This is a genomic window from Pseudoalteromonas sp. SG44-17, from assembly GCF_014164235.1.
GTDB lineage: Bacteria > Pseudomonadota > Gammaproteobacteria > Enterobacterales > Alteromonadaceae > Pseudoalteromonas > Pseudoalteromonas rhizosphaerae.
The window spans coordinates 37,093-58,592 of sequence record NZ_JACJEV010000005.1 but is presented as its reverse complement, the minus strand read 5'-3'; the positions used below and the strand labels follow the sequence as shown (position 1 = coordinate 58,592).

Annotated in this window: 18 protein-coding genes; 4 read left to right on the top strand and 14 right to left on the bottom strand. The window is 41.2% G+C overall.

What is annotated here, in order from left to right; translation table 11 throughout:
• Positions 1 to 190: 190 nt before the first annotated feature.
• Positions 191 to 3,088 (bottom strand): PKD domain-containing protein, encoded by a 2,898-nt coding sequence (locus H5182_RS05690; protein ID WP_182759681.1) that lies wholly within the window; start codon positions 3,086 to 3,088, stop codon positions 191 to 193.
• Between the two features lie 229 nt (positions 3,089 to 3,317).
• Between H5182_RS05690 and purU the strand changes: the two genes are divergently transcribed.
• Positions 3,318 to 4,148, top strand: coding sequence for a formyltetrahydrofolate deformylase (purU, locus tag H5182_RS05685; protein WP_145235297.1), 831 nt, complete (start codon positions 3,318 to 3,320; stop codon positions 4,146 to 4,148).
• Between the two features lie 75 nt (positions 4,149 to 4,223).
• On the opposite strand, the gene H5182_RS05680 is transcribed toward purU, so the two are convergent.
• Together H5182_RS05680 and acs are read right to left on the bottom strand one after the other, a co-directional pair.
• Complete coding sequence (locus H5182_RS05680; protein ID WP_145235295.1) at positions 4,224 to 4,877, bottom strand: response regulator transcription factor; 654 nt, start codon at positions 4,875 to 4,877, stop codon at positions 4,224 to 4,226.
• Between the two features lie 97 nt (positions 4,878 to 4,974).
• The gene (acs, locus tag H5182_RS05675; RefSeq protein ID WP_182731527.1) at positions 4,975 to 6,915 is read right to left on the bottom strand and encodes an acetate--CoA ligase; all 1,941 of its coding nucleotides are present in this window, start codon (positions 6,913 to 6,915) and stop codon (positions 4,975 to 4,977) included.
• A gap of 307 nt (positions 6,916 to 7,222) precedes the next feature.
• On the opposite strand from acs, the gene H5182_RS05670 reads away from it, so the two are divergent.
• A complete protein-coding gene (locus H5182_RS05670; protein WP_145235291.1) occupies positions 7,223 to 8,386 on the top strand; it encodes a DcaP family trimeric outer membrane transporter in 1,164 nt (387 codons plus the stop codon).
• A gap of 157 nt (positions 8,387 to 8,543) precedes the next feature.
• Positions 8,544 to 10,664 carry a TonB-dependent siderophore receptor gene (locus H5182_RS05665; RefSeq protein ID WP_182759679.1) on the top strand — a complete coding sequence of 707 codons (2,121 nt, stop codon included), beginning with the start codon at positions 8,544 to 8,546 and terminating at the stop codon, positions 10,662 to 10,664.
• Positions 10,665 to 10,755: 91 nt separating this feature from the next.
• Here H5182_RS05665 and recA read toward each other — a convergent pair whose 3' ends face one another.
• Positions 10,756 to 11,802 (bottom strand): recombinase RecA, encoded by a 1,047-nt coding sequence (gene recA, locus H5182_RS05660; protein ID WP_149982137.1) that lies wholly within the window; start codon positions 11,800 to 11,802, stop codon positions 10,756 to 10,758.
• Positions 11,803 to 11,870: 68 nt separating this feature from the next.
• Positions 11,871 to 12,359 (bottom strand): CinA family protein, encoded by a 489-nt coding sequence (locus H5182_RS05655; RefSeq protein ID WP_145235284.1) that lies wholly within the window; start codon positions 12,357 to 12,359, stop codon positions 11,871 to 11,873.
• Positions 12,360 to 12,380: 21 nt separating this feature from the next.
• On the opposite strand from H5182_RS05655, the gene mutS reads away from it, so the two are divergent.
• Positions 12,381 to 14,951 carry a DNA mismatch repair protein MutS gene (mutS, locus tag H5182_RS05650; RefSeq protein WP_182759677.1) on the top strand — a complete coding sequence of 857 codons (2,571 nt, stop codon included), beginning with the start codon at positions 12,381 to 12,383 and terminating at the stop codon, positions 14,949 to 14,951.
• 100 nt (positions 14,952 to 15,051) lie between these two features.
• Here the strand turns inward: mutS and rpoS are convergent, their stop codons facing one another.
• From rpoS to ftsB, 9 genes are read right to left on the bottom strand one after another with little or no spacing between them, the layout of a single operon-like run.
• Positions 15,052 to 16,047 (bottom strand): RNA polymerase sigma factor RpoS, encoded by a 996-nt coding sequence (rpoS, locus tag H5182_RS05645; protein WP_145235280.1) that lies wholly within the window; start codon positions 16,045 to 16,047, stop codon positions 15,052 to 15,054.
• Between the two features lie 59 nt (positions 16,048 to 16,106).
• A complete protein-coding gene (locus H5182_RS05640; RefSeq protein ID WP_182731530.1) occupies positions 16,107 to 16,931 on the bottom strand; it encodes a peptidoglycan DD-metalloendopeptidase family protein in 825 nt (274 codons plus the stop codon).
• Between the two features lie 40 nt (positions 16,932 to 16,971).
• Positions 16,972 to 17,550 (bottom strand): YqaA family protein, encoded by a 579-nt coding sequence (locus H5182_RS05635; protein WP_145235276.1) that lies wholly within the window; start codon positions 17,548 to 17,550, stop codon positions 16,972 to 16,974.
• Positions 17,551 to 17,559: 9 nt separating this feature from the next.
• Positions 17,560 to 18,198, bottom strand: coding sequence for a protein-L-isoaspartate(D-aspartate) O-methyltransferase (locus H5182_RS05630; protein WP_182739733.1), 639 nt, complete (start codon positions 18,196 to 18,198; stop codon positions 17,560 to 17,562).
• Positions 18,188 to 18,952 carry a 5'/3'-nucleotidase SurE gene (gene surE, locus H5182_RS05625; RefSeq protein ID WP_145235272.1) on the bottom strand — a complete coding sequence of 255 codons (765 nt, stop codon included), beginning with the start codon at positions 18,950 to 18,952 and terminating at the stop codon, positions 18,188 to 18,190. The genes H5182_RS05630 and surE overlap by 11 nt, the downstream gene beginning before the upstream one ends.
• Positions 18,933 to 19,982, bottom strand: coding sequence for a tRNA pseudouridine(13) synthase TruD (gene truD, locus H5182_RS05620; RefSeq protein ID WP_182731531.1), 1,050 nt, complete (start codon positions 19,980 to 19,982; stop codon positions 18,933 to 18,935). Before truD ends, surE begins: the two co-directional genes overlap by 20 nt.
• Positions 19,979 to 20,461 carry a 2-C-methyl-D-erythritol 2,4-cyclodiphosphate synthase gene (gene ispF, locus H5182_RS05615; protein WP_182731532.1) on the bottom strand — a complete coding sequence of 161 codons (483 nt, stop codon included), beginning with the start codon at positions 20,459 to 20,461 and terminating at the stop codon, positions 19,979 to 19,981. The genes truD and ispF overlap by 4 nt, the downstream gene beginning before the upstream one ends.
• Entirely contained in the window at positions 20,458 to 21,159 is a 702-nt protein-coding gene (gene ispD, locus H5182_RS05610; RefSeq protein ID WP_182759676.1) for a 2-C-methyl-D-erythritol 4-phosphate cytidylyltransferase, read from the bottom strand. Before ispD ends, ispF begins: the two co-directional genes overlap by 4 nt.
• Positions 21,149 to 21,439: a cell division protein FtsB gene (gene ftsB / locus H5182_RS05605; protein WP_145235264.1), complete on the bottom strand. Its 291-nt coding sequence runs from the start codon at positions 21,437 to 21,439 to the stop codon at positions 21,149 to 21,151. The genes ispD and ftsB overlap by 11 nt, the downstream gene beginning before the upstream one ends.
• Positions 21,440 to 21,500: the final 61 nt, after the last annotated feature.

Sequence of the window (21,500 nt, the reverse complement as noted above, 5' to 3'; positions counted from 1 at the left end):
TTACGAGTTTACCCCGCACAATCTCTTACGGGTTCATATCGAGCTCTTTTAAGGGATTTCCCCCCCAACAAAAACATTCTATGCTATATAAAATCGCTCACAATAGTTTTGCAGGCCACTAAAACGAATAAAAGCGCGATAAAAATTATCGCGCTTTCTTTTTGTTAAAACTAAAAGATTGTAAGTGGAGTTAACGCTGTGCGCTTTCTCTTAATGCATTTGTGTTGTTAACAAAATCTTTTGCTTTTTGCTGATCAAATAAGAAATAGTTAAAATCTTTACTGCTATTTCCTACATCATTAGTAATAATAATATTAAACTCATCAGTCACTAACGATAAGTACATTGTATTTTGATCATCAGGGAAGCTAATCATGCCTGTGTCATCAACACTGTAATCAAGCTCTGTATTAATGGTTGTGAAACTTTCATCGCTATAAATTGTGATTTTATCTTCATCAAACTTCAAATAACTAACCACCCACTGATCATCTCGATCTCGGTCAACCATATATATATCGCGCCCGATTAAATGTTCGACGTTACTTACTGGTTTATTGTCGGCAACAATACTCATGTATTCTTTGGCATCGTTTTCGCTAGTAAAATGCGGCCAAATATGCTCTTCAAAAGTAGCAATTACCACATTACTCGAGCCAATTAATAAACTATAATTAGCCCCATACATTAATGATGAACCATCGCGTAATATTAATTGATTATCAGAAAATATCTGGTAAGTCCCTGTTGATAGGTTGTTATCTTGATAATATTGAAATGAGTTATTGTCATCAAATTGAAAATAACCAAGCTCGCCTTCCACTTTATAATCATGATCTGTAAAATACAAACGCTTACCCAAGTAGTTATTAGGGCTAATTAGGCCAGTCAAAGAAACAGGGGGCTGATAGCCTATCTGTTGTAAAATTTCATCAGGTAGTGGAGACGAAATAGGCCGCTCAGTTGCTCGATTAAACTTGCGATTATCGAACGTTTTCTCTCTTGGTTCCTCACCTTGGCTATAGGTAAATTGATGCATGTTATTTACATAAATAGTATCTTCGATCTGTTCAATTAGCTTCCATTGCCGAGTATTCCACAACCAGCAATTAGGATCTTGCTCAACGTAGTAACAATCATCTCGTCCATTTAGGTTTCGCGTTATTGTAAGAATGTCATCATCAAGATGCCAGTTACCAGCATAAATTCGACTTTCAGCAACTGATAATTGCCCATCCTCATTGCTGTCGTACACACTCATCGAAATAGCTTTGCCATCAGGCCAAAGCTCAAACCAAAACTCATCTAAACTCTTACCATCAAAGTTGTAGCTATATATTCCAGGGATTGTTGCAATATTGAATGTCTCTGATTCGTCGATAATGCTGCCAGTACCTACACTCGCATTTTTAATTCCGTCAAATTCACTAAATGCAGCAAACGTTGTAATATCACCATCACTTGTTAATTGCCTAAATAGTATTGTTTCATTATCGTAATCACTCAGTGTGATATGTAATGACTGTTTGTTATTATCTTCTATCATTCGCCAAGTAATAGGCGTATTTCCAAGCTCTGAAACAGCACCTGTTCCATCGTCATTTAACATTAACGTAATCGCACCAAGAGATACTTGATCAACGAAAATATACGGTGCAGGCAATGCAATAGGGTTTTGAGTTTGCGCGAAGGTAAAATCAACTTGCTCATTTTGAGTGAATACTTTAAGGATAGACTCGTTAGTGAGTTGATAATTTTCTAACTCACCATCTGGGTACTCTACATTTTTATACTCAGTTTCTTTGACTAAAAAACCATTTTCAGTTGCCGCAATTATCTTTAGCTCTGCTTTATAAGTAGTAACCTCTTGGCGAACCCGCTTTGTTTCACCATCAATTTCAATATCAGCAGTAGTCTGATAAGCATAAAAACCTTCAGGATTATTTAAGGTATACACATCGTTTTGATATATCCAGTCGAAGCGACCATCATAATTTTGAAGAAGGTAACGACCAGTGCCGTCGTTATCTAATTCAATAACTTGATTAATAGATAAATTGCCACGATTATAGTAAAAAGTTTTAATGTTATTAGTCTTTGTAGACTGAACCACCTTCTCATCAGCTAGCATTTCTTCTTGGGCCTGGCTAAACTCGGGCGTTTGCTCCACTTTTTTAATATACTGAGTCATTTTTTCATTATCTAAAGCCAGCTCTAAAACATTATTTACTCCCTCGGGTAAAGCAAATAATTCATTGCTCGTTGATTTGTCCAAAATAACTTTTATAGCCGTAGCAACCTTAACGAGCTCATCAGCACTAATCTCATTCGACAAGCGTTTCAAGTCTTGCTCGCTTTTAATGTCTACGAATAAATTTTCTCGCGCCAAAAGCGCCGACTTTGCTGTGGTTAGATTAGTAATATTTACCGAAAAGTCTTCGTCATTAGTAAGTACAGCGTCATCGCCCGCTTTCGTTTTCAAGCTTGCAAAGCTCATTAATCGTGACTGCAACAAAGCGGCTTGTTGTTGCTCTTTACCTTGTGCTTCAATTGTCACCAATTGACTCATATCAGCATCATCGTCAAGTGCTAACTCTAAGCTATAATAACCATCGCTATTTGTCGTTGTCGTGAACTCTTGCGATCCTATTTTGGCTTTTATAGCCGCGTCAATTAAGGGGGAATCTGTTGCTATGCCTTCCAGTGATAATTTAACCAGCTGCTGTTGAATATCAACTACAACATTTTTTTCACTCGTTAAACCTTCACTGTCTGTAACAGTTAAATTTAAAGATATTTTTTTATCTTCGCTAACACTTGGCGCAATAAAGCTAACAGTCCCTGTATTGGTGTTCTCTAATGCAACTGACAACCCTGCATTTTGGCTCCAAAGATAATTAACGGGGCCTTCATCTTGCACTGTGGCACTGATTGAAATAGCTTGTTTTTCAACTACTGCTGTATCGCTTACGCTAATAACTGGTGCGGTATTTATAGGCTCATCAGGGTGATCAACAAAATCAGATTCACAGCCAGACAATAAAGCCAGCGAAATAGATGCCGCAAGCATTGATTTAATTAGATTCATAAAATTATCCCTTTCGTTGTTATATTTTGTCTACCTGACGATAATAAGATAATGAACAATAAATAACCCATAACGAAATCTGTATAATAATTTCTCACAAAATTAAAATATTTTTTTATTTTCCACTTATAGCAATTTAGGTAATACTGAATTTCTCAATAAAGCCCTTGCTATTGTGACAAATTAACAAATAATGGAGCCACTGTTCACGGGATTAGAATGAGGAAAAATGAACACGATACTAACCACGCAATGTGCCGATGATGTCGGCTTAATAGCGAAAATCACCGGACTTTGTCATCAGCATAATTTAAATATTACCCGCAATAATGAATTTGTAGATAAAGATGCTCAGCGCTTTTTTATGCGCACTGAACTAACGGGCCAACCAGATCCAGATTTTTTAAATCAATTACAAGCTTTGTTACCCGATGGCGCGCAATTAGCACTGCACACTGACGAGAAAACTAAAGTGGTGTTACTAGCGACTAAAGAAGCCCACTGCTTAGGGGGCGTATTGCTAAAGCAATTTGAGCAAGCACTGAATATTGAAGTATTGGCTGTGATTGCTAATTATCCTGACTTAGCGCCATTGGCGAAGGGCTTTGATGTGCCGTTTCATGTGGTCAGCCATGAAGGGCTATCACGCGCTGAACACGACCTGCAAGTGGGTGACTTAATTGCCAGCTACAATCCCGATATCATTGGCCTTGCCAAATATATGCGGATTTTAAGTCCTGAATTTGTAGGCCGCTTTGATGGTAAAATTATCAATATTCATCATTCATTTTTACCTGCTTTTATCGGTGCAAAACCATATCATCAGGCATTTGAACGAGGAGTTAAGATCATTGGTGCAACAGCGCATTTTGTTAATAATGAGCTCGATGAAGGGCCGATTATTATGCAAGACGTCACCCATGTAAACCACGCAAACACTGCCGAAATGATGGCTAAAATGGGCAAAGATGTAGAGAAAACAGTGTTTTGTAAGGCACTGCAATTAGCATCAGAACATAAGCTATTTATTAATGGTAATAGAACCGTCGTATTTAGCTAGGCTCTAGAAATAGAGTAGAATGAAGAGGCGCAACGCCTCTTTATTTTTATTATTATTGACACTTTTATACTGTACTTAATGTGTTTGCTCGATAGGTTCGAGTTGTAATTTTGCAGCTATCAACACCGCTTGCGTGCGGTTATACACTCCAAGCTTACGGAATATCGCGGTGATGTGCGCTTTGATCGTTGCTTCTGAAATATGTAGTTCATAAGCGATCTGTTTATTCAACAAACCTTCGTGCAAGTACTGCAGCACTTTATATTGCTGTGGGGTAAGGGAAGCTACTTGAGCGGCGATTTCTTTATCTTCATTGGTAACGCTCGCTACTTTGTCTTTAAGCTCAGGTGGTAGCCATACATCGCCATCGAGTATTTGATTAATTGCTCCGGCAATATCATCTGATGATGATGACTTAGGAATGAATCCCATCGCCCCGTAGCTCATAACTTTTGAAACAATATTGATATCTTCACTGCCAGAGACAACAGCAATTGGCAAGCTTGGATAATCTTCACGAATGCGAATTAGGCCATATAAATCGCCACTGCCGGGCATATGTAGGTCTAGTAGTAAGATATCTAAATCTTCTTGTTCACTAAGCACTTGCAATGTAGTTTCAAAATTTTCAGATTCAAAAACCTCTAAACCATCAAACTTTGCCGTTAATGCCCCTTTTAGTGCTTCGCGAAATAACGGGTGGTCATCCGCTATTAAAAACTGACTCATGGTTCACTCCTAATGAATTCGGCTGCCATCTATCAAATAGCTGACAGCCGATATACTACGTTTAGAATCAACTTCTAATCAAGTTTTTAACGCATATTTAACGATTTAATCGGTTCTCGATTAATTCATCAACCACACCAGGGTCTGCAAGTGTTGAGGTATCACCTAATTGCTCGTGCTCATTTGCAGCGATCTTACGTAAAATACGACGCATGATCTTACCTGAGCGGGTTTTAGGTAAACCTGGTGACCATTGGATCATATCTGGCGATGCAATTGGGCTAAGCTCTTTACGAACCCAATTACGTACCTCTTTGGTTAATTCGTCACTGACCGTTACACCCTCGTTTGGCGTTAGGTAAACATAAATACCTTGGCCTTTAATATCGTGCGGGTAACCTACTACAGCAGCTTCGGCAACCGCAGGGTGAGCAACCAGTGCACTCTCAATCTCGGCAGTACCTAAGCGATGTCCTGATACGTTTAATACATCATCAACACGGCCGGTGATCCAGTAGTAACCATCTTCATCACGGCGACAACCGTCTCCAGTAAAGTACACCCCCGGATAAGCAGAGAAGTAAGTTTGTTCAAAACGTTCATGATCGCCATAAACTGTTCGAGCTTGTGATGGCCAGCTATCAAGAATAACTAAGTTACCATCAACTGCGCCTTCCAGAGCATTACCTTCAGCATCAAATAATGCTGGCGCAATACCAAAGAATGGACGGGTTGCAGAACCTGGTTTCATATCAATTGCACCTGGTAAAGGTGTGATCATGATGCCACCAGTTTCAGTTTGCCACCAAGTATCAACAATTGGGCAGTTACCTTTACCCATGTTTTCGTAATACCAAGTCCATGCTTCTGGGTTGATTGGCTCACCCACCGAGCCCAAAATACGTAGGCTATCGCGGTTTGAGGTCGCTGTTGGTTCATCGCCTTTGGCCATCAGTGCACGAATTGCCGTTGGCGCTGTGTATAAAATTGTAACATTATGCTTATCGACTACTTCACCCATACGTCCTGCGGTTGGGTAAGTGGGTACACCTTCAAATAAGACTTGCGTACAACCATTAACTAATGGGCCGTAAGCAATATAACTGTGACCTGTGATCCAGCCCACATCGGCGCTACACCAAAAGATATCATCTTCTTTTAGATCAAACACATATTCGTGAGTCATCGATGCATATACTAAATAACCACCAGTCGTATGAACCACCCCTTTAGGCTGACCTGTTGAACCTGAAGTGTAAAGAATAAAGAGTGGATCTTCTGCATTCATCGGCTCTGGTGCACAGTCTGGGGCTTGATCAGCAACTAAATCATGCCACCATACATCATGTTCATGCCATTGTACCTCGCCACCCGTTAACTGATGTACAACAACGTGTTCGATGGTAGTGACCGACTGTTGTGCAACGGCTTCATCAACATTTGCTTTAAGCGGCACTGTATTGCCTGCACGACGCCCTTCATCAGAAGTAATAACAATTTTAGCACCAGAATCTTTAATACGATCAGCAATTGCTGATGGTGAGAAACCACCAAAGACTACCGAGTGAATTGCACCTAAACGCGCACATGCTTGCATTGCATAAACAGCTTGCGGTGACATAGGCATGTAAATAGCAATACGATCGCCTTTTTTAACACCGAGTTTTTTCAAACCATTGGCAAATTTTGCCACTTCGTCATGCAGCTGTTGATAAGAAATATGTTCACTTTGCGATGGATCGTCGCCTTCCCAGATCAATGCCGTTTTATCTGCTTTAGTTGCCAGATGGCGGTCAATACAGTTATACGAAGCATTAAGTTCGCCATCTTCATACCATTTAATACTGATATGGCCTTTATCAAAAGAGGTATTTTTTACTTTAGTAAAAGGTGTTGACCAATCGAGACGTTTACCGTGCTCTGCCCAAAAACCTTCTGGATCATCAATAGATTGCTTGTAAAGTGTATTATATTTATCGTTATCAACTAAGGCTGCATTCTTGATATGTGCAGGAACTGGATAGATACTTTGTGACATAGTCGTCTCCATTTTAATTACTTGCCTAAGGCCTATCTTAAGGATCACCCAGCATAGCGGGCGAAAGTATTAGACCTTAGTTGTATTATCTTTGATTTATTTCACTGAACGCTCTAATTGTTTTAAAATTTCATCATTTTACGCTATTAATACAAAATGTTAATGATATGTTTAAACTAGGGTAGCAAGCTTGCCACCTTAGTCTAATAGACCAATAGGTAATTGAGTAAAAAGCATACTTAATCAAAAGTGGTATCACAACACAAGTATCATGATGCAACAAGCAGCCCCGAATAGGACTTTGACTATGACAACAAAATCAACAGTATTAAAAACACTTACTGCCACTGCCGTATTGTGCGCGCTCTCAGCTACAGCACAAGCCGCAACCATTGGTGGCACTGATGTTACTTATGGTGGTTATATAAAACTCGATGCAATGTGGAGTGATTATTCAGCTGGCGCGCCTGCAGGAACAAATGTAGGGCGTGACTTTTATGTACCAAGTACATTAACAGTCGGTGCCGACAACAACTCTGATGCTGTATTTGATATGCACGCACGTCAGTCTCGTTTTAATTTTGGCACATCAACACTCCTAGACAACGGCAAAACCATAAGTAGTAAAATCGAAATAGACTTTTTAGCATCTGCTGCTGGCGGTAATGAGCGCGTATCTAACTCATACGCGCCACGTATTCGCCACGCATTTATTTCTTACGACGGCTGGTTGTTTGGTCAAACATGGTCAAACTTCCAAAATGTTGGTGCACTGCCTGAAACTCTTGATTTTGTAGGTCCAGCTGAAGGCACGGTATTTGTTCGCCAAGCACAAGTTAAATACACAACTGGCGCATGGTCTTTCTCGCTAGAAAACCCTGAAAGTACAATTACAACTTCAAATGGTATGGCTGTAACCGATGATGCATCATTACCGGATTTCACAGCACGTTACACACATACTGCTGATTGGGGTAACTTAGTGGTTGCAGCGCTTGCTCGTCAACTTACTTATAAAGTGGGCGGCCTTGACGCTGATGAAACATCAATTGGCATTAGTGCATCAGGTATGTTTAAAGTTGGCCAAGACAACGTTAAATTTATGCTTACCCAAGGTAAAGGCTTAGGTCGTTACGTTGGCTTAAATGTTGCGCATGGTGCAGTGCTTAATGGTGATGAGCTAGATGCAATTGACTCTACATCAGGGTTTATTGCTTACCAGCACAATTGGAATAACCAATGGCGCTCAACATTCCTTTACTCGTTCTTCTCAGCAGACAATAACACTGATTTGCTTACGATTACCGGTGACCCAACTGAATCTAGCCAAAGCTATAGCGCTAATATTTTATACTCACCAGTTAAACGTTTAACGTTTGGTGCTGAGTTAAAGCATGCAGAACGCGAAACAGAAAGTGGCGTTGATGGTGATTTAGATCGCCTGCAGTTCTCAGTTAAATACGCGTTCTAAGCTAAAACTAAAATTATATTACTTCCTTAAGCGGCTTTGGCCGCTTTTTTATTACTCCAAAATCAAACTCTTTATCGAATAAAACACAACAATGCAATTGCAAATCGTTGGCATTTAGATTAAATTGCGTACTTCTTTTTAATTTATGGGATGTCACATGTCTGCCCCGCAGTTTTTACGTTTATCTAAATTAGCAGCTTTTACTTCGCTAGCTATAAGTGGTGTTGTTCACGCAACCGAAGAAAATAACAATCATGAATCCCTTGAAAAAATAGCTGTGTATGGACAACACCATAAAAATTACATTACGGAAGATGCGCAGTCAGCAACCAAATTGGGCTTAACAATTAAAGAAACACCGCAGTCGATCTCTGTTATATCGCGCGCCTTAATGGACGACTTCTCTCTCGATGATATTAATGCCGTACTAGAAAGCACGCCAGGCGTAACTGTTGAACAAATAGAAACAGATCGCACATATTTTAAAGCCCGTGGTTTTGAAATTACTAACTTCCAAGTAAATGGCATGGGTACCCCGCAAGATAACGGCTCGATTCAAGGTACACTTGATACCTCTATTTTTGAAAGCGTAGAAGTTGTTCGCGGCGCAAATGGTTTGATGACTGGTGCAGGTAACCCGTCAGCTACCGTTAACATGGTACTTAAAAAGCCAACTTATCAAACAAAAGTAAGCGCTTCTGCATCGTTTGGTTCATGGAGTAACAAACGCTTGGAACTCGACGCCTCAACGGCGTTAACTGAAAATCAGGCCGTACGTGTTGCGTTTACAAAACAAAAAACAGATTCATACCTAGATCGCTACGAACAAGAAAAAACCATTTATTACCTTGCCTATGAAGGCCAGCTTACCAACAGTACGACTTTATCGGTAAACTATGTCAATCAACAAAAAGATGCCGACAGCCCGCTTTGGGGAGCATTACCGCTTTATTATAGCGATGGTAGTGCAACAAATTTTGATGTATCGACAAGTACAGCGTCAGATTGGTCATATTGGAATAACTCTACTGAGCAACTTTTCGTCTCAGTTGAACAAAACATTACTAATACTTGGTTTTTAAAAGCAAATTACGCGCATTTAGTAAATGAGCAAGATTCTGAGCTATTTTACGTTTTTGGTACTCCCGATCGTGAAACCGGCCTTGGCTTAACGGGTTATGCAAGTGAGTATGACCATAAAGACAAGCACGACATTTTTGATTTATACGTTGCGGGTAAGTTCGATTTATTCGGCATGGCGCATGATTTATCATTTGGTGTAAACCAGGCTGATATGGATAATTATGATAAGTCACTTTATGACAACACGACAGGCAATGGTTATCCTCCAATGCCAGAGCTTGGTGGCTGGGATGGCGCAGCGCCAGTGGCAACGCTTACGGATGGTTTGACCGGTGGTGATGTTACTAACAGACAACGTTCTGCTTATATTTCTACGCGTATTCGTGCTACCGACTCACTCAGCTTTTTAGCCGGTGTTAGCCAAGTTAACTGGCAATCTAAAGGTATGTCGTATGGTGTTGCCAAAGATAAAAAAGCGGATAAAACCATTCCTTATTTTGGCACTGTGTACGATATTAACGACGATCTAGCAGCGTATGCCAGCTACACAGAAACATTTGTGCCGCAAACTGAGCGTGAGATCAATGGTGATTACCTCGATCCAATCACAGGTAAAAGCAGTGAAATAGGCGTAAAAGCACAGTTATTAGACAGTAACCTGTTTGTTACCCTTGCTTATTTTGATGCTAAGCAAGTTGGCCTTGCGGTTGCAATTCCAGGCTCAAAACCTGATGACACCCGTTACTATGGTGCTGATGGTATTAACAGTGATGGTTTTGAAGTGGAGCTTAGCGGTAAAATTACTGAAACCCTCAGTACTAGTTTTAGTTATAGCACCATCAATATTGATGGTGATGAGCTTGTTAAGAATTACACCCCTAAAAACCAGTATAAACTTGCCATCACTCATAAAGTGACTGAGATTGAAGGGCTAACATTTGGCTTAAATTACCGCTGGCAAGATGACACTAAACGCATTCAGCCAATTACAGCACTGGGTGTTACTCCAGTTACCAAACAAGATGCATTCGGTATCTTAAACCTTATGACTACTTACGATATTACGGATAATGTCGGTTTGTCGTTCAATATTAATAATGTAACCAATGAAAAATACATCCACAGCCTGTATTGGGAGCAAGGCTACTATGGTGCACCACGTAACTTCACTGTCTCAGTGAATTGGCAGTTATAACTCGCTAACAAAAATACAAAAAAGCCGCTAAATATTATTTAGCGGCTTTTTTAATGTTAAGTGCGGGTCAAATCGCGCTTATTAAATACTTTTAAAGCTCAGCATCATCTGCTAACACTGTGTCTTCAATATCGTCAGGCTTAATTGTTGCTTTTAATAACAACATATCACGCAATTTACCTTCAATCTCGTTAGAAATCTCAGGGTTCTCTTTCAAGAACTTAATTGAGTTTGATTTACCTTGACCAACTTTACTACCATTGTAGCTATACCAAGCACCTGCTTTTTCAACCAGCTTATGCTTAACACCTAAGTCAATTAACTCGCCATGCTTAGAGATGCCTTCACCATACATGATGATAAATTCAGCTTGCTTAAACGGAGGAGCAACTTTGTTTTTCACCACTTTAACGCGGGTTTCGTTACCCACCACTTCGTCGCCCTCTTTAACAGAACCGATACGACGAATATCTAAACGTACTGACGCGTAGAATTTAAGTGCGTTACCACCAGTAGTGGTTTCTGGGTTACCAAACATAACACCAATTTTCATACGGATTTGGTTAATGAAAATACATAAAGTGTTTGAACGTTTGATATTACCAGTTAGCTTACGTAATGCTTGTGACATTAAACGTGCTTGTAGGCCCATGTGTGAATCACCCATGTCGCCTTCAATTTCAGCTTTCGGTGTTAATGCCGCAACCGAATCGACAACAACCACATCAACAGCGCTTGAGCGTACTAACATGTCACAAATTTCAAGTGCTTGTTCACCTGTATCAGGTTGTGAAACTAATAACTCATCAATATTTACACCCAATTTTTGGGCATAAATTGGATCAAGTGCATGCTCAGCATCAACGAAAGCACAGGTTTTACCTTCTTTTTGTGCTTCAGCAATAACTTGTAATGTTAGCGTTGTTTTACCTGATGATTCAGGGCCATAAATCTCAACAATACGCCCCATAGGTAAACCACCTATGCCTAATGCGATATCAATGCCCAGAGAGCCTGTTGATATAGCATCAATATCTAACGCTTTATTGTCACCCAATTTCATTATTGAGCCTTTACCAAATTGACGTTCAATTTGAGATAAAGCAGCGTCCAACGCTTTTTGTTTGTTATCGTTCATTTTACTCTCCAAATCCGGCTAATGCAGACAAGTATACTGTATGAAATCACAGTATCAAGCTAATTTTATTAATTTATCTTTTCTATAATGGTTTTTAATGAGTAAACAATAGCTTGCAACCTAACTTGCGCTCTATCGCCTGCGAATATCTGTTGGCTCGGATACTGTTTCTCGCCAATTTGAATACAAAACCATACTAAACCTACTGGTTTTTCTGTACTGCCACCACCTGGACCTGCAATACCCGATACTGCAACCGAAATATCTGCCCCTGCGGCCTTACACGCACCCGCGGCCATTTGCAAAACAGTTTGCTCACTCACTGCGCCGTATAAAGTTAAGGTTTGCTCTGTAACCCCTAGTAAATCCTGCTTAGCTTGATTACTGTATGTTACAAATGCACGGTCAATATAAGCCGAGCTGCCAGGGGTATCTGTTAACGCATAACTCACTCCACCACCAGTACATGATTCAGCACTAGTGATCCATAAGCGTTTATCCGTTAAAATAGCGCCTAACTGCGCAGCAAGTGTTTTAATCTCTTGATGTAATTCCATATTCAGCCTTTGGGTAAATACATGTCGTTCGATCTTTATGCACCGCACAATATAAGTCAACAAACTCCGATGATGCAGCAGTATCTAAAAATAAAATCTGAGCATCGTGATATTTTACTGTTTTATCGCATGGGCGATTTTTACGAGCTATTTTTTGATGATGCAAAACGTGCAGCACAACTGCTTGATATTTCACAAACTCACCGTGGTAAAGCCGGCGGCGATCCTATTCCTATGGCAGGCGTCCCTTATCATGCGGTAGAGAACTATTTAGCTCGTTTGGTACAAATGGGTGAATCCGTCGCTATTTGTGAGCAAATAGGCGACCCTGCAACCAGCAAAGGACCTGTTGAGCGCAAAGTTGTACGCATTGTTACCCCTGGCACCATTTCTGATGAAGCACTATTACAAGAGCGCCAAGATAATTTACTGACCAGCGTTTGGCAAAGTAAAAAAGGCGTGTATGGCATTGCTTACTTAGATATTAACTCAGGCCGTTTTAATATTGTTGAAGTAAATACTGAAGAAGCATTTAGTTCAACTTTACAACGCTTAGCACCAGCAGAGTTACTCTATAGCGAAGACTTTGCCAACTTTCATTTGATTGAGCATATCAAAGGTATTCGCCGTCGTCCTGAATGGGAGTTTGACTTAGACACTGCACAACATTTGTTATGCGAGCAGTTTGGCACCAAAGATTTAGTCGGTTTTGGGGTTAATAAAGCAACTGCTGCATTAGTTGCCGCCGGTTGCCTTATGCAATATGTGAAAGACACGCAACGTATTGCTCTACCCCATATTCGCGCCATCACATTAGAACATAACGAACATGCAGTAATCTTAGATGCTGCCACCCGTAAAAATTTAGAGTTGACCGTTAACCTCTCTGGTGGCTTTGAAAACACCTTAGCACAAGTACTTGATAAAACAGCAACAGCGATGGGCTCACGGCTATTAAAGCGTCGTATTCATACACCAATACGTTCTAAACCTGAGCTTAACGCTCGCCTTAATGCGATTAGTGCCATTATAGATGTACAGCTGTGTGGTGAGCTACATGAGTCGTTAAAACAAATAGGTGATATTGAGCGTGTTATTGCTCGTTTAGCATTGTGGACCGCTCGTCCGCGCGATTTAACCCGTCTGCGTAGCGCACTACAAGCCCTAGCTCCACTGCACGAGCTATTAACCGATGCCAGCGATCCTCGCATTAGTCAGATCATCGCGCAATCTCCTGAATTACCTGATTTACAGCAATTACTTGAGCAAGCAGTGATTGAAAACCCACCGGTACTTATTCGTGATGGTGGCGTAATTGCACCGGGTTACAACAGTGAACTCGATGAATGGCGTTCACTCAGCCAAGGCGCTACCGACATTCTTGAACAACTCGAACAGCGCGAGCGTGAACGCACCGGTATTAGCACCCTTAAAATCGGTTATAACCGTGTGCATGGCTTTTTTATTGAAGTAAGTCGTGCCAACGCACATTTAGTGCCCGCTGATTATATTCGTCGCCAAACGCTTAAAAATAACGAACGTTATATAATTCCAGAGCTTAAAGAACATGAAGATAAAGTGTTAGGTAGCCAATCAAAAGCTCTGGCGCTTGAAAAGCAACTTTACGAACAACTGTTTGAATTTATTGCCCCGCACATTGAACAGCTACAAATAATGGCGGCAGCACTGGCAGATTTAGATGTGCTAAATAACCTTGCCGAGCGTGCAATTGCATTGAACTATGCAAAACCGCTACTGTGCGATAACGATGACATTAGTATTAAGCAAGGTCGCCACCCAGTTGTTGAACAAGTAATGAAAGACCCTTTCATTGCCAATCCTGTAGAGCTTAATGCTCAGCGTAAAATGCTGATCATTACGGGACCAAATATGGGCGGTAAATCAACCTATATGCGCCAAACTGCACTGATTGTGTTAATGGCACACATTGGTAGCTTTGTGCCAGCAGACAGCGCTAAGATTGGTAATATCGACCGTATATTTACACGTATTGGCGCCAGTGATGACTTAGCATCAGGTCGCTCAACCTTCATGGTCGAAATGACCGAAACAGCCACTATTTTAAACAATGCTACCGCGCAGTCACTGGTGTTAATGGATGAAATTGGCCGAGGGACGAGTACCTACGATGGTCTATCATTAGCTTATGCAACAGCGGATCATTTAGCATCAAAAATATCCGCTAAAACTTTATTCGCAACCCATTATTTTGAACTTACCGAACTAGCCGAGCAACAAGCGGGACTGGTGAATGTTCACTTAGATGCGATAGAGCACAACGACACAATCGCCTTTATGCATACCGTACTTGATGGTGCCGCAAGTAAAAGTTTTGGCTTGCAAGTAGCGGCCTTAGCTGGGGTGCCAAAAGCAGTTATAAAGCAGGCAAAACAAAAGCTTAAAATGCTGGAGAATCATCAGCCAGTCACTGCTGATATCAATGCAGTACAGCCATCATTGTTTGCAGCTGAACCATCACAGGTAGAAGCACAACTCGCTGAGGTTGACCTAGATAACTTAAGCCCACGCCAAGCTCAAGATTTACTATATAAGCTAAAATCGCTGCTGTAGCATGCTTTAAGCACAAAAAAAGCTGAAGAGTTAGCTCCTCAGCTTTTAATAATTATTTTATGTGTGTGTTTGTGTTGCTGCGTCTATTGCTCTATCAATGTTATGAAAACTGATCAAACAAGCTATCAGTGCTTAATCCTTCATGCTGCAAAATATCTTTTAAGCGGCGCAGTGCTTCTACTTGAATTTGTCTTACTCGCTCACGCGTTAAACCGATTTCACGACCCACATCTTCAAGTGTTGATGGCTCATAACCTAACAAACCAAAACGACGTGCAAGCACTTCACGTTGCTTAGGATTAAGCTCACCTAACCAGTCTACAATGTGCTTATTGATATCATTATTTTGTACTTCGCCTTCCGGGCCAAAGCCTTTTTCATCGGCAATAATATCTAACAATGCTTTATCGTTTTCACCACCAATAGGTGTATCTACAGAGGTGATTTTCTCGTTTAAACGCAGCATTTTAGTTACGTCTTCAACTGGTCGGTCTAAACACGCTGCAATTTCTTCGGCAGTGGGCTCATGGTCCAGCTTTTGCGTTAGTTCACGTGCGGTGCGTAAATAAACGTTAAGTTCTTTCACTACATGGATTGGTAAGCGAATTGTGCGGGTTTGATTCATGATGGCGCGTTCAATTGTTTGACGGATCCACCAAGTCGCATAGGTCGAAAATCTAAAACCACGTTCAGGATCAAATTTTTCAACGGCGCGGATCAAACCAAGATTACCTTCTTCAATTAAATCAAGTAACGCAAGGCCACGATTGTTATAACGGCGGGCGATTTTAACAACTAAACGTAAATTACTTTCAATCATTCGCTTACGAGAAGCGCTACAGCCTTTTAATGCTTTGCGGGCAAAAAAGACTTCTTCTTCAGCACTTAATAATGGCGAAAAACCAATTTCACCTAAATACAGCTGAGTCGCATCTAAATTCTTAGTGATTTCCTCTTTGGCAAATATTTCATCTTCTTTGTCATCATCTTTATCGACGTCATCTAATAATTCAGAGTCTGTATCAGCGACAGCTATATCATCAAATTTATCATCAATCGCATCTTTCGTTTTTTCTATTTTTGCTGTGTTACCCATGAGCGTACCCTCAAGCAAACAAGTGATCTTAATCACTATGATCAATACCCGACCGATAGCTAAGGCAAATACTTCTCAGGATTAACAGCTTGTCCTCGGTAACGGATTTCAAAACGCAATGCCGTCACTTCAGAGTCTGAACTGCCAATCTCGGCTATTTTTTGCCCAGCTTTCACATCCTGTTTTTCTTTAACTAGCAACTTAGAGTTATGTGCATAGGCACTAAGATAATCATCATTATGTTTCAAAATAATTAAATTACCGTATCCTCTAAGTGCATTACCCGCATAAACTACAGTCCCTTGTGCTGCGGCAAAAACAGCGACACCTTTTTTATTAGTAATTTGTAACCCTTTATAACCGCTTTCCTTGGTTGAAAAACGCTGAGTTACTGTTCCTTTAGCTGGCCACGACCACTTAACTTGGGTCGAGGACAAACTGTTATTTTTACTAATTTTCCTATTGGCTTGTTTTTGAACATACTCTCGTTGTTTTGGCTGATCAAGCTCTTTCTTTAATTTTTTGTTATTTTTTTGTATGTCACTTGTAGACTTTTTACTCGGTTTCGTATATTTTTTATGCCTTTTTATTTTTTCAGGTACATTATTAAAAGAAATTGTTTGCCCCGGTTGGATTATGTAAGGGGCTGGTATGCCATTATTTTTTGCCAACGTGCGGAAATCTTGCTGGGCGCTAAAGGCTATCGAATATAACGTATCACCTTTTTTAACCGTGTAGCGGTCACCATTAATATTTACTTTACTAGTATAAGGTTTAACACTGGTATTTAAACTACTGACCGGAGCAGGGGCATGTCGAGATGAGCAGGCACTGAGCAAAACACTTGTAAATAAAGTAACATAGAAGACGTACTGTTTATTCATGGTGTTTTGCTCCTTGTGCTAAAAGTAGTTATTTAGATGCTTAACGTAATAAAAAGTATGCAACCACCACTAAAATCACTACCCCCCAGCCAAGTACCTCAACATATTGACGTAATTTTTGCTCCATTTTTACTCCGCCCCACTTCATTAGCGCTGAAACTAAAAAGAACCGCGCACCACGCCCGACAGCAGAGGCTAATAAAAAAGGTAAAAACGCCATGTGCAAAAGCCCAGCACCAATAGTAAATACTTTATAGGGTATTGGCGAAAAACCGGCTAAAAACACCACCCATACGCCATAATCTTTAAACCAGCTTAAAGCGGTATTAAACTTTTCTTGCCAACCCATTTGCGCTATTAATGGCTCTACTACAGGTTCAAACAACCAAAACCCGAGCAAATAACCTAAAATACCGCCAAGCACCGAAGCAACTGTAGCAAAAGTAGCATAGCGCCATGCTTTGCTCGGTTGTGCAAGCGACATCGGCGCAAGCATTACATCGGGTGGAATAGGAAAAATAACCGATTCAGCAAAACTCATCCCAGCTAAATAACGCTCTGCGTGGCGATGTTTTGCCCACACTAATGCCATATCGTATAACTTAGTAAACAATTTCAAAGTGACTTCCTATTCAATGTCGCCAGGGACTAAAGGTACAAATCTAACTGGCGCAATAACATGTTGAGTAAATTTTTCGCCTTCGCGCACAACCATAACCAGTTGTTGATCTTCATTACCGATTGGCGCAATCATCACCCCACCATCAATGAGTTGGTCAAGTAATGCCTGCGGGACTTGCGATGCAGCGGCGGTTACAATGATGCCATCAAATGGCGCTTGTGACTGCCAACCTTGCCAACCATCGCCATGTTTCATGGAAACGTTGTATAAGTCTAGGTTATGTAAACGGCGCTTAGCCTGCCATTGTAACGCTTTAATTCGCTCTACCGAAAATACTTTTGAAAAGGTTTTCGCCAGTACCGCTGTTTGATAGCCTGAACCCGTGCCTATCTCAAGTACTTTATCGCGCACGCCAGCCAAACGCAGTAACTCGGTCATACGGGCAACAATATATGGCTGTGAAATTGTTTGTCCTTGACCTATTGGCAACGCCGTATTTTGATACGCTTTATGCTTAAGTACATCATCAACAAATACATGACGTGGAATATCAGCAATAGCGCTGAGTACCAATTTATCTTCAACACCTTCACGCTGTAATAGGTCAGCGAGCGCACGGGCACTTCGAGTATAATTAGCCAGCACCGTTGATCTCCATTGTTTTAAGCCACTCACCAACCGCAGCCAAACTATCTTTCGCTGTCATATCAACACTTAGTGGCGTAACCGATGCATAGCCATTATTGATAGCATAAAAGTCTGTACCTTCTCCGGCATCACTTTCGGCACCTAAAACCCCATACCAATAAATGTCTCGTCCCCATGGATCTTGTTGTTTAGTCATGGTTTCTGCTTTATGACGCGCACCTAAACGCGTTACTTGCACGCCTTTTAGCTCAGATAACGGAATATCTGGCACATTAATGTTGATGATTTGATCTTTTGGCAATGGATGTGACGCCAGCTCTTTAATTATGCTGACAGTCACCGCTGCTGCCGTTTCAAAATGATTGCCTTCTTTTGAGCACAAAGACACCGCCACTGCGGGCAAGCCTAAATGACGTCCTTCGGTTGCTGCTGCAACAGTCCCTGAGTACAAAGTATCGTCACCTAAATTCGCGCCATGATTAATGCCAGCCACAACTAAATCGGGCTTTTCATTAAGTAATTCATTCACGCCCAAATGTACACAATCAGTGGGCGTACCATTGACCGAAATAAACCCGTTATCTAGCGTGGTAGCACGCAGTGGATTAAGTAGCGTCAGTGAGTTACTTGCGCCACTGCAATTGCGATCAGGTGCAACTAACGTTACGTCTGCAATTTGCGTCAATGCCTGATACAACACTGCAATACCTTTTGCATTAACACCATCATCGTTACTTAGAAGAATTTTCATTTTCAGCGTCCTGTTCTTTATGTACTCGTGGGCTTGCATCTGTGTAATCCACCAGCTCACGTAACAATGCCGTGGCAAAGGTGCCTTTGGGTAAACCAAAGCTCAATTTAATGGTAGTTTCATCAATCGTTTCAACGGTTAAATCTTGTGGGATCAAACGCAACATTCTGCGCTCATTTTTCAGCCCTAACTTACCAAGCCCTTCACACCAATCTTGATACGGCTCTAGCCATATTTTTTCTTGTTCGGTGAGGCCTTTTTCGCTAGTGCCGACCAATGGCGCAGACATCATAATATCGCCAGAGGCAAGACGAGCGATATTTTCATCGCTAATGGCATCTTCAAAAAATGCATTGCTACCACTGAGCATAAACACTTCACGGTGCATGGTTTTAGCTAAGCCGTGCTCAGCAACACGCAAATTCACTATTTGATTAAACACATAAGAACGTGCAGCAGAGATAATTAAACCACGTAGTTTTTTGTCACGAATGCGCTCACCGGCAAACATCTTTTTAGCCATCACTAAATTATGACCATCGTGACCAAAGCGTTGTTCGCCAAAATAGTTAGGCACCCCGGCGCGTACCGCGTTGATACGACAAAGAATGTCTAACGGCTGAGTTACATTACGTAGAATAATGCTGAATTTATTACCTTTGTGGCAGCCAGTCCGCAGCTTACGATTATGCCGTTGCTGAGCAATGATAAACAGTGATTCACTGTTTAGCTCAGTAAAATCAATGTCTTTTTTAATGGGTACTGGCACACTAAACCACTGACTACATACTCCGTGGCGATCTTTCATACCAGCGAAGCTGACATCACGTGGCGAAATCCCCGCTTTTTGGGCAAGTAATTTAGCAACGTATTGGGTATTTTCGCCTTTTTTAACGACCTGTAAACAGACGTGTTCACCACTGCCAGTAAACTCTATGCCTAAATCCTCATCAACCATAAAATCTTCAGCAGTGGTTTTAAAATCTGCTTTAGATAATGGTGCACCGTATAAATAATTTAACTCGCTCATAGTGATTGCTTGCTCATGATAACCACTGCATGACTTGAAATACCTTCTTTGCGCCCTTCAAAACCGAGCTTTTCAGTGGTTGTTGCTTTGACATTTACCTGGTCCAGTTCAGCATTTAAATCGGCGGCTAAATTTTTACGCATGGCTTGAATATGCGGCAGCATTTTTGGCGCTTGCGCTACTATCGTTACATCCGCATTACCCAGTACATAGCCTTGCTGCTTAGCTAAATCAACAACATGGCGTAATAAAATACGGCTATCTATATTCTCATATTCACTGGCGGTATCAGGAAAGTGCTTGCCAATATCGCCCATTGCTAATGAGCCTAAAATAGCATCGCATAGTGCATGGATCGCAACATCACCATCAGAGTGCGCTAAAAAGCCTTGTGGGTAAGCAATCTTTTCACCACAAATAGTTAACGGGCCTTCGCCACCAAATTTATGGACATCGAAGCCATGGCCTATACGAATCATGATGCATTCTCACTATGTTGTTTTTGGAGTAAAAAGTTGGCTAAATCTAAATCTTCTGGAGTGGTTATTTTAATATTATCGCTACGCCCAGCCACTAGCTTTACAGGCTTATTCGCCCATTCTATTGCCGATGCTTCGTCGGTGATCGTAACCTGCTGAGCAAGCGCAGTTTGCAATGCCTGCATTAAATCGTGGTACTTAAATAATTGCGGGGTCAACGCCTGCCATAAGTCATCCCGTGGCACTGTTTGTTGGCTATGAGTTGCACCGCGCTTAATGGTATCTTTCACTTTGCTTGCTAATATACCGCCCTCGTCAGCGTTAATACACTCACTAAGTAAGCGCTCAATATCAGCCAAGGTAACCAGCGGCCTTGCCGCATCATGCACTAACACCCAATCAGGCGGGTTATCTGCAAGCGCTAATAAGCCATTAAGTACCGAGTCGGCTCGCTCTTTGCCGCCACTTACACGGACAATGCGCTGATCAATAAACTCCAGTGTAGCAAAATAAGGATCATCATCGCTGACGGCCACCACAATAGTCGTTAATTGTTTGAGTTGCGCTAGTTTAGCAAGTGTATGTTCAAGAATTGTTTTACCAGCCAAGCGAATGTATTGCTTCGGTGCGCTATGTTGCATACGGCTTCCCACGCCAGCGGCTGGGACTATGGCTGCAAGGGTATAATTAGTTGTCATTTTGTTGCTGCCCAGGTAAAACACGAATAAATGTTTCGCCGGGTTTGATCATCCCTAATTCATTTCGAGCGCGCTCTTCCACACCTTCTTGACCAAGCTTTAAATCCTCAATATCGGCTTTAAGCACTTTATTACGTTTGATCAATTGAGCATTAGTATCGTGATGTGAAGTAACAGCAGCTTTTAAACGACTATAATCTTGTACACCGTTGTGGCCAAACCATAATCGATATTGTACAAATAACGCTAAGCACAGCAGCGTGAATTGAAACAGTCGCATTAAACACTCCTTGATTTTACTCTACCAGTACAAATTTATAATGCGATTAAGGCTACTGGTA